Here is an 8,308-nt window from a genome sequence, read left to right as displayed (position 1 = left end):
CGAGGCCGGTTGGCCGGTGGGCCGGCGGTCGAGTCTGGCCTGCCGCCAGGCGGTTAAGGTGGGTTCGATTAAGGCCCAGCGGGCGTCGGATATGTCACTGGGGTACGGCTTCCGCTCGCTCATGGCGGAACTTCTACCCGATACATGTGATCGGTAGTGGCCCTCGACCGGTCGGGAGCTTCTACCGCATTTCTAGACCAGACGGAATTCGAGCGTCATTTGATAATCAAGCAGGCGCCCTCATCGGCGATGAGGAATGAGCAAATCTATACCTATAGGACGAAGAGCCCAAAAGCCTGCGACCACAAAGCGGGCACATGCCAACGAGCCATGCCTAAACCCCCACTCAGGAGGAGTTTGGCCAGGTAGCCGACGGCGTACCGCGGCTTGGGGGCCTTGGCGTCGATGGCCGTGCGAATGGCCTGGGCGACCACGGAGGGATCCGAGGCCTTGTTCTTCCCGGCGAAGGCGGCTTCCGCGCGGTCCGCCATCGCGTGCGCGACCGAGGCGTAGGCGCCCTTGCCGGAGACCTCTCTCAGGTCGCGGGGCGTGCTCGACTCGAACTCCGTCTTGATCAGGCCGGGCTGGACGACCACCACCTTGATGCCGAAACGGCCGACCTCCTGGCGCAGGGTGTCGGAATAGCCTTCCAGGGCGTGTTTGGAGGCGTGGTACCAGGCGCCGAGCGGGAGCGAGATCACCCCGGCGATCGAGGAGACGTTGATGATCGTGCCGGAGTGGTGCTCGCGCATCCCCGGCAGGACCAGCTGGATCAGCCGGGCGGGCCCGAACAGGTTGACCTCGAACTGGTGGCGCGCGGTGTCGAGCGGCACGTCCTCGGCGGCCCCGTACACGCCGACGCCGGCGTTGTTCACCAGCACGTCGATGCGCGACTGCTCGGCGAGGATGGTGTCGACGACGCGGCGCAGGTCCTCCTCCTTGGTGACGTCCATCGCGAGGGTGTGGCCGCCGGCCTTGCGGATGTCCTCCAGCCGGTCGACGCGCCGGGCCACGCCGTACACCGTGTGGCCGGCACGCAGCAGTTCGAGTGCGGTGGCGCGGCCGATGCCGGCCGAAGCGCCTGTGACGAGGCAGATCTTGGCTGCCATGGAACGACCTTTCGTCAGGGGTGTGCGGCGTAGAGCCACTCCCGGTACGGCGGTAGCAGGGCTTCCGAGGCGGCGATGATCTCCGCGGCGGCGGCGGCGATCGTCTGCGCGTCGGGCTGCTCGGCCGGCTCGTACGCGTGCCGGACGATGTGCGCGAGCACCCTGGCCTTGGCCTCAGGGTCCGGCTCGTCGGGCACCGTGACGACGGTGCCGAGCAGGTAGAAGCTCGCCTGCGTCGCGGTCAGGCCGTAGATCAGGTGCTCGACGTCGTCGCGGAGCAGGCCGTGGCGGAGCATCACCTCGTGGAAGCGCGCGGTGGCGAGCAACTCGTGGCTGCGCGTCGCGCTGTCCGCCATCCGGCCCTGGAGGAGCGGCAGGTCGCCGGCGAGGAGCGCCCGCAGCACCGGCCGGCGGCAGCTCACCAGGAACAGCGTGCTGAGCATGCGGTGGGGCAGCACCACGGCCGGGTCGCGGCGCAACTCCCCCAGCAGCGTCTCGACGTAGATGATGGCCTCGCGCACGAACAGGGCCTCGAAGAGCTGCTGTTTGGTACGCCAGTGCAGGTAGACGGTGCCCTTGCCGATGTCGGCCCGCTGGGCGATGTCGTCGATCGTCACCTTGCTAACCCCGAGGCGCACGGTCAGCTCGGCCGCCGCGTCGAGGATCCGGTCGGCGCGGTCGGCCGCCTCGCTCGGTCGTCCCAGCGCCATCGTGCGACCTCCATGTGACTTGTTGACCACTTTAGCAAAACAAGTCATAAAGTCGTAAGAAAAAGGCCGGTGAGGAAGTCCTCACCGGCCTGGTTCGGTACGACGTTACTTGGCGCGCTTGAAGATCTTGTTGCCCAGCCACACGATCGGGTCGTACTTGCGATCGGCCACGCGCTCCTTCATCGGGATGAGCGCGTTGTCAGTGATCTTGATGTGCTCGGGGCAGACCTCGGTGCAGCACTTGGTGATGTTGCAGTAGCCCAGCCCGTGCTCCTCCTGGGCTGATTCCTGCCGGTCCGCCACGTCGTACGGGTGCATGTCCAGCTCCGCGATGCGCATGAGGAAGCGCGGCCCGGCGAAGGCGGGCTTGTTCTCCTCGTGGTCGCGGATGACGTGGCAGATGTTGTTGCACATGAAGCATTCGATGCACTTGCGGAACTCCTGGGACCGCTCGACGTCGACCTGCTTCATCCGGTATTCGCCCGGCCGCACACCCTCCGGCGGGGTGAAGGACGGGATCTCCCGTGCCTTCTCGTAGTTGAACGAGACGTCGGTGACGAGGTCCTTGATGACGGGGAACGTACGCATCGGCGTGACGGTGATCGTCTCGTCCTCGGTGAAGGTGGACATCCGCGTCATGCAGCCCAGCCGGGGCTTCCCGTTGATCTCCATCGAGCAGGAGCCGCACTTGCCGGCCTTGCAGTTCCAGCGGACCGCCAGGTCCGGCGCCTGCGTGGCCTGCAGGCGGTGGATGATGTCGAGGACGACCTCGCCCTCGTTCACCTCGACGGTGAAGTCCTCGAGCTTGCCCTCACCGCCCTCACCGCGCCATACCTTGAACTTTGCCTTGTAGCTCATGACTTTGCGATCCCGTCGAACTCGGTCATCTCTTCGTCGGTGAGGTATTTCGCCAGCTCGTCCCGGTCGAACAGCTTGATCAGGTGGTCGGCCATCGTAGGCTGCGTCTTCTCCTCGACCGTGACGGACGAGCCGTCCTCCGTCGAGCACACGAGCAGCTTGCGGCGCCATGCCGGGTTCATGCCGGGGAAGTCGTCACGGGTGTGCCCGCCGCGGCTCTCCTCGCGCAGCAGCGCGGCCCGCGCCACGCACTCCGAGACGAGGACCATGTTGCGCAGGTCGATCGCCAGGTGCCAGCCGGGGTTGTAGATCCGCGAGCCGGCCGCGCCGACCAGCTGCACCCGCTCCTTGAGCTTCTCCACGGCCTCCAGGGCCTCGGACACCTCTTCGGCCTTGCGGATGATGCCGACGAGCTCGTTCATCGTCCGCTGCAGCTCGTGGTGCACCTCGTAGGGGTTCTCGCCGGAGCGGCCCAGCGGCGCCAGCGCCTCGGCGTGCGCCTCCTCCACCAGCTCCTGGCTCACCTTGGGCCTGGCGGGCAGGCCGTCGATGTACGCGGCGGCTCCGGCGCCCGCCCGGCGGCCGAAGACCAGCAGGTCGGACAGCGAGTTGCCGCCCAGGCGGTTGGAGCCGTGCATGCCGCCCGAGACCTCGCCCGCGGCGAAGAGCCCCGGCACGGCCGCCGCGCCGGTGTCGGCGTCGACCTCGACGCCGCCCATGATGTAGTGGCAGGTCGGGCCCACCTGCATGGGCTCGGCGGTGATGTCGACGTCGGCCAGCTCCTTGAACTGGTGGTGCATCGACGGCAGCCGCCGCTTGATCTCCTCGGCCGGGAGTCGGCTGGACACGTCGAGGAAGACGCCGCCCTGGGGAGAGCCGCGCCCCGCCTTCACCTCGGAGTTGATCGCCCGAGCCACCTCGTCACGCGGCAGCAGCTCCGGGGGACGGCGGTTGTTGGCCTGGTCGGTGTACCAGCGGTCGCCCTCCTCCTCGGTGGTGGCGTACTTGTCCTTGAACACCTCGGGGATGTAGTTGAACATGAAGCGCTCGCCGTTGGAGTTGCGCAGCACGCCGCCGTCGCCGCGGACCGACTCGGTGACGAGGATGCCGCGTACGGACGGCGGCCAGACCATCCCCGTGGGGTGGAACTGGATGAACTCCATGTTGATCAGCTTCGCGCCGGCCAGCAGGGCCAGGGCGTGGCCGTCACCGGTGTACTCCCAGGAGTTGGAGGTGACCACGTAGGACTTGCCGATGCCGCCGGTCGCGAGCACGACGGCGGGCGCATCAAAGACCACGAAATTTCCGGACTCGCGCCAGTAGCCGAAGCCACCCGAGATGCGGTCGCCGTCCTTGAGCAGGCGGGTGACCGTACACTCCGCGAAGACCTTGATGTAGGCCTCGTGATCGCCGTGCGTCTCGAAGTCCTCCTGCTGGAGCGCGACGACGCGCTGCTGCAGGGTGCGGATCAGCTCCAGCCCGGTGCGGTCGCCGACGTGGGCCAGCCGGGGGTACTCGTGCCCGCCGAAGTTACGCTGGCTGATCTTGCCGTCCTTGGTGCGGTCGAACAGCGCGCCCCACGCCTCCAGCTCCCAGACCCGGTCGGGGGCCTCCTTGGCGTGGAGCTCGGCCATCCGCCAGTTGTTCAGGAACTTGCCGCCCCGCATGGTGTCACGGAAGTGCACCATCCAGTTGTCGTCGGAGTTGACATTGCCCATCGCGGCGGCCGCGCCGCCCTCGGCCATGACCGTGTGGGCCTTGCCGAACAGCGACTTGCAGACGATCGCCGTCCGCTTGCCCTGCTGGCGGGCCTCGATGGCGGCCCGCAGCCCGGCGCCGCCCGCGCCGATGACGACGACGTCGTATTCGTGACGCTCGATCTCCACAGAAAATGTCCTAACAGAAAGGGCCTTAAGCGAACGGGAAGGCGATGATGCCCTTGGCGACCAGGCGGACGTAGAGGTCGGCGCCCATGACGGAGAACATCGAGGCCCACGCGAGTGGCTGGTGCTTGGCGTTGAGCTTGGAGACGAAGGTCCAGGCCCGGTAGCGAAGCGGGTGCCGGGAGAAGTGGTTGAGCCGGCCCGCGGTGATGTGCCGGCACGAGTGGCACGACAGCGTGTAGGCGACGATCAGGACGGCGTTGGCGATCAGGATCCACGAGCCCAGGCCCAGCGGCTTGTGGACGACCGCCAGGATCGCGTCGTAGCTCAGGATCGCGCCGATGACGATGGCCGCGTAGAAGAAGTACCGGTGGATGTTCTGCATGATCAGCGGGAAGCGCGTCTCGCCGCTGTACTTGCCGTGCGGCTCCTGAACGGCACACGCGGGCGGCGACAGCCAGAAGGACCGGTAGTAGGACTTGCGGTAGTAGTAGCAGGTCAGCCGGAACCCGCCGGGCAGGCCGAGGATCAGCAGACCGGGCGGCAGCGTGTACCAGTCACCGATCGGCGCCCAGCCGAACAGCCGCGCGCCCTCGGCACACGAGGTCGTCAGACACGGCGACGAGAACGGGGCGATGTACGGGTCGAGGTAGTAGCTGCCGTCGAAGATCGCCCACACGCCGTAGACGAGGAAGGCACTGAGTGCCAGGAACGTCAGCAGCGGGGCCAGCCACCATCTGTCGGTGCGCAGCGTGCGCACCTTGATCTGCGCACGCTGCCTTCTGACAGGAGCATCGGGCGTCGTTTGGGTCATCGCGGACCTCTCCACCTCCCGCGGACCCTGCTCGCAGGGAATCCGGGTCGTTCGCTTGGCGCGTGCACGGCGGGGCGTGGCCTCCGCTCGCGGCGCGCTTTGGTGGGGGATACGTTACGACGACCGCCTCGGGATTTGTGAGGAGGGTCACTCACTTTTTCGATGACTCGCTGTGATTCCTGTCACGTACCCCTGTCACGTGGGCTGCCCTTTGCTCGGCAGCTTAACCACAGTCACGAAAAAATCGTCTATTTGGCGGACAACTCGGATAAATTGCTCAAAATCTACCGGCTTGGAGACGTACGCATTGGCGTGCAGCCGGTAGCTGTGCAGGATGTCCTCCTCCGCTTCCGAGGTCGTCAGGATCACCACGGGGATCGTGCGCAGCTCGGTGTCGGCCTTCACCTCGGTGAGCACCTCCAAGCCGCCCATCCGGGGCAGGTTCAGGTCGAGCAGGATGAGGTCGGGCGTCGGCGCGTCGTGGTAGCCGTCCTCCCGGCGCAGGAAGGCCATCGCCTGCTCGCCGTCGTTGACCACGTGCAGGCGGTTGCGGACCTTGTTGAAGTCGAACGCCTCCTTGGTGAGGAGCACGTCACCCTGGTCGTCCTCTACCAGGAGCACTTCGATCGGCCGCCAGTCAGTCGTCATCTTCGTCTCCAGCCGCGGGCAGGGTCCAGCGGAACGTCGCGCCCTTGTCCTTGTCGGCGCTGCCGTCTCCGCCATCGAGCCAGAGCTGTCCGCCGTGATACTCGACGATCTTGCGGCAGAGCGCGAGCCCGATGCCGGTCCCTGGATAGACGTCCCGTGGATGCAGGCGCTGGAAGATCAGGAAGATGCGGTCGGCGTACTTGGCGTCCACCCCGATCCCGTTGTCCGAGCAGCTGAACTCCCACATCCGCCCGGCTCGCTGGACGCCGATGTGCACGCGCGGCGGCAGGTCCGAACGGAACTTGATGGCGTTCTCGACCAGGTTCTGGAAGAGCTGAGTGAGCTGGCCCCGGTTGCCGACGACCTTGGGCATGGCGTCGTGGGTGACGACCGTCCCGGTGTCCTCGATCGCGGCCGACAGGTTGTCCAGGGCCGTGGACAGCGCCGCGTCCGTGTCGGTGACCACCCGCTCGCCGGTGACCCGGCCCACCCTGGAGAAGTCGAGCAGGTCGTTGATGAGCAGCTGCATGCGCTTGGCGCCGTCGACCGCGTAGCGGATGTACTCCTTGGCGCGGTCGTCGAGCCGGTCGCCGTACCTCTGCTCCAGCATCTGCGTGAAGCTGGCCACCTTGCGCAGCGGCTCCTGCAGGTCGTGACTGGCGACGTAGGCGAACTGCTCCAGCTCCCCGTTGGACCTGCGCAGCTCGTCGGACTGCTCCTCGGCCCGCCGCCAGGCCGACACGATGCGCCGGCGCATGGAGTCGACGTGGCTCGACAGCTCGGCCAGCTCCGCCGGCCGCGCCACGCTCAGCTGATGGTCGAAGTCACCCGTCGCGACCTTGCGCACCTGGTCGGTCAGCTGGGCGATGGGCTTCAGTACGGCGTAGCGGACGATGAACACGAGCCCGATCCCCACCACGGCCATCACGGCCAGCAGCACGATCAGCGCCACGTTCAGCCGGTCGAGCTGGACCGCGACGTCGGGCCGCAGAGCCCGCTCCCGTACGTCGGCGACCAGCTTCATGATCAGCGTGGCGCCCAGGACGAACACCACGGCGCTCACCACGCCGACGGCGAGGAACCAGCGGCCCATCGGCAGTCTGCCGATGCCCGTCGGCGGCTTCGGCGGGGGCAGCGGATGGATACTCACGACGACCTCCTGCTGACGCGGACCACGGCGAGGTCGTCGCTGAGCGTGCCCACGTGCCTGATGAGCCGGTCGAGATCGATCGAGCCGTGCTCGCGTACCAGGTCGACCAGGCCGTCCACGCCGAGCAGCTCCTTTTGCTCGCCCACCGCGGCCTCGATCAGGCCGTCGGTGTAGAGCATCATGGACCATTCCTCGCCCAGAGGCACGTCGAGGACGGTCCACTCGGCGTCGGAGAAGATGCCGAGCGGCGGCCCGGAGGGCGCGCCGGGGACCACGCCGACGACTCCGTCACGGACGAGGACGGGCGGCGGGTGTCCGACCACCCGCATCCTGGCGTTCCGCAGGTCGGGCGTGATCGTCGCCATGCAGAGCGTGGTGAAGATCTCCGGGGCCTGGCGCTCGGCGCGCAGCACGGCGTCGAGCGTGCGCAGCAGCCGCTCGCCGGTCTGCCCGGCGAGCACCAGCGTGCGCCAGGCGATGCGCAGCGCCACGCCGAGCGCCGCCTCGTCGGGCCCATGCCCGCAGACGTCGCCGACCACGACGTGCACCGCGCCGTCGGGCGTCTGCACGGTGTCGAGGAAGTCACCGGCCAGCAGCGACCCCTGGCTGCCCGGCAGGTAGCGGGTGGTGTGCTCCAGCGCATCGGTGTGCAGCAGGGCGACCGGTAGCAGCCCGCTCTCCAGCCGGGCGTTCTCCTTGGCCGTCAGCTCGGCCGCGACCAGCCTGAGCTGCGCCAGGTCGGCCCGCTTGCGCTCCATCGCGTAGCGGATGGCCCTGGCCAGCAGCCGGGCGTCGACGTCCTGCTTGACGAGGTAGTCCTGCGCTCCGGCCTTGACCGCGGCGACCCCCACGTGAGCGTCGCGCAGCCCGGTGAGCACCAGCACGGCCGCATGAGGCGCCGCCCCCAGCACCTGCTCCAGCGCTTCCAGGCCGGTGGCGTCGGGGAGCGTGAGGTCGACGAGTACGCACTGGATCCGGGCGTCGAGCTTGGCCTTGCCCTCGGCGAGGCTGCGTACCCAGGTGATGTGCGGCGGCGCCTCGGCCTGCTTCAGGAGTTCCTCGACGAGGAACGCGTCACCGGCGTCGTCCTCGATGAGGAGCAGCGTCAGCGTTACGTTGAGAGTTGCCGTCACACG

General features: G+C 67.8%; 8 protein-coding genes and 1 pseudogene. All 9 read right to left on the bottom strand.

All coding sequences use genetic code 11. From position 1 onward, the window contains the following. A pseudogene (locus tag LDL49_RS43325) lies at positions 1-123 on the bottom strand (IS5/IS1182 family transposase); the annotation flags it as partial. A 149-nt stretch (positions 124-272) separates the two neighbouring features. Then, positions 273-1,109 carry an oxidoreductase gene (locus tag LDL49_RS43320; protein ID WP_225300745.1) on the bottom strand — a complete coding sequence of 279 codons (837 nt, stop codon included), beginning with the start codon at positions 1,107-1,109 and terminating at the stop codon, positions 273-275. A 14-nt stretch (positions 1,110-1,123) separates the two neighbouring features. Beyond that, entirely contained in the window at positions 1,124-1,819 is a 696-nt protein-coding gene (locus LDL49_RS43315; RefSeq protein ID WP_225300744.1) for a TetR/AcrR family transcriptional regulator, read from the bottom strand. A 105-nt stretch (positions 1,820-1,924) separates the two neighbouring features. Then, the gene (locus tag LDL49_RS43310) at positions 1,925-2,677 is read right to left on the bottom strand and encodes a succinate dehydrogenase/fumarate reductase iron-sulfur subunit (protein ID WP_225300743.1); all 753 of its coding nucleotides are present in this window, start codon (positions 2,675-2,677) and stop codon (positions 1,925-1,927) included. Further along, positions 2,674-4,563 carry a fumarate reductase/succinate dehydrogenase flavoprotein subunit gene (locus tag LDL49_RS43305; protein ID WP_225300742.1) on the bottom strand — a complete coding sequence of 630 codons (1,890 nt, stop codon included), beginning with the start codon at positions 4,561-4,563 and terminating at the stop codon, positions 2,674-2,676. The genes LDL49_RS43310 and LDL49_RS43305 overlap by 4 nt, the downstream gene beginning before the upstream one ends. Before the next feature lie 25 nt (positions 4,564-4,588). Then, positions 4,589-5,374 (bottom strand): succinate dehydrogenase subunit SdhC, encoded by a 786-nt coding sequence (sdhC, locus tag LDL49_RS43300; RefSeq protein WP_225300741.1) that lies wholly within the window; start codon positions 5,372-5,374, stop codon positions 4,589-4,591. Positions 5,375-5,569: 195 nt separating this feature from the next. Continuing rightward, the gene (locus tag LDL49_RS43295) at positions 5,570-6,022 is read right to left on the bottom strand and encodes a response regulator (RefSeq protein WP_225300740.1); all 453 of its coding nucleotides are present in this window, start codon (positions 6,020-6,022) and stop codon (positions 5,570-5,572) included. Further along, complete coding sequence (locus LDL49_RS43290) at positions 6,012-7,172, bottom strand: sensor histidine kinase (protein WP_225300739.1); 1,161 nt, start codon at positions 7,170-7,172, stop codon at positions 6,012-6,014. Before LDL49_RS43290 ends, LDL49_RS43295 begins: the two co-directional genes overlap by 11 nt. Continuing rightward, complete coding sequence (locus LDL49_RS43285; RefSeq protein ID WP_225300738.1) at positions 7,169-8,305, bottom strand: PP2C family protein-serine/threonine phosphatase; 1,137 nt, start codon at positions 8,303-8,305, stop codon at positions 7,169-7,171. The genes LDL49_RS43290 and LDL49_RS43285 overlap by 4 nt, the downstream gene beginning before the upstream one ends. Positions 8,306-8,308: the final 3 nt, after the last annotated feature.

Source organism: Nonomuraea aurantiaca (assembly GCF_020215705.1).
Taxonomy (GTDB): Bacteria; Actinomycetota; Actinomycetes; order Streptosporangiales; family Streptosporangiaceae; genus Nonomuraea; species Nonomuraea aurantiaca.
This window is presented reverse-complemented; position numbering and strand designations above follow the sequence as displayed.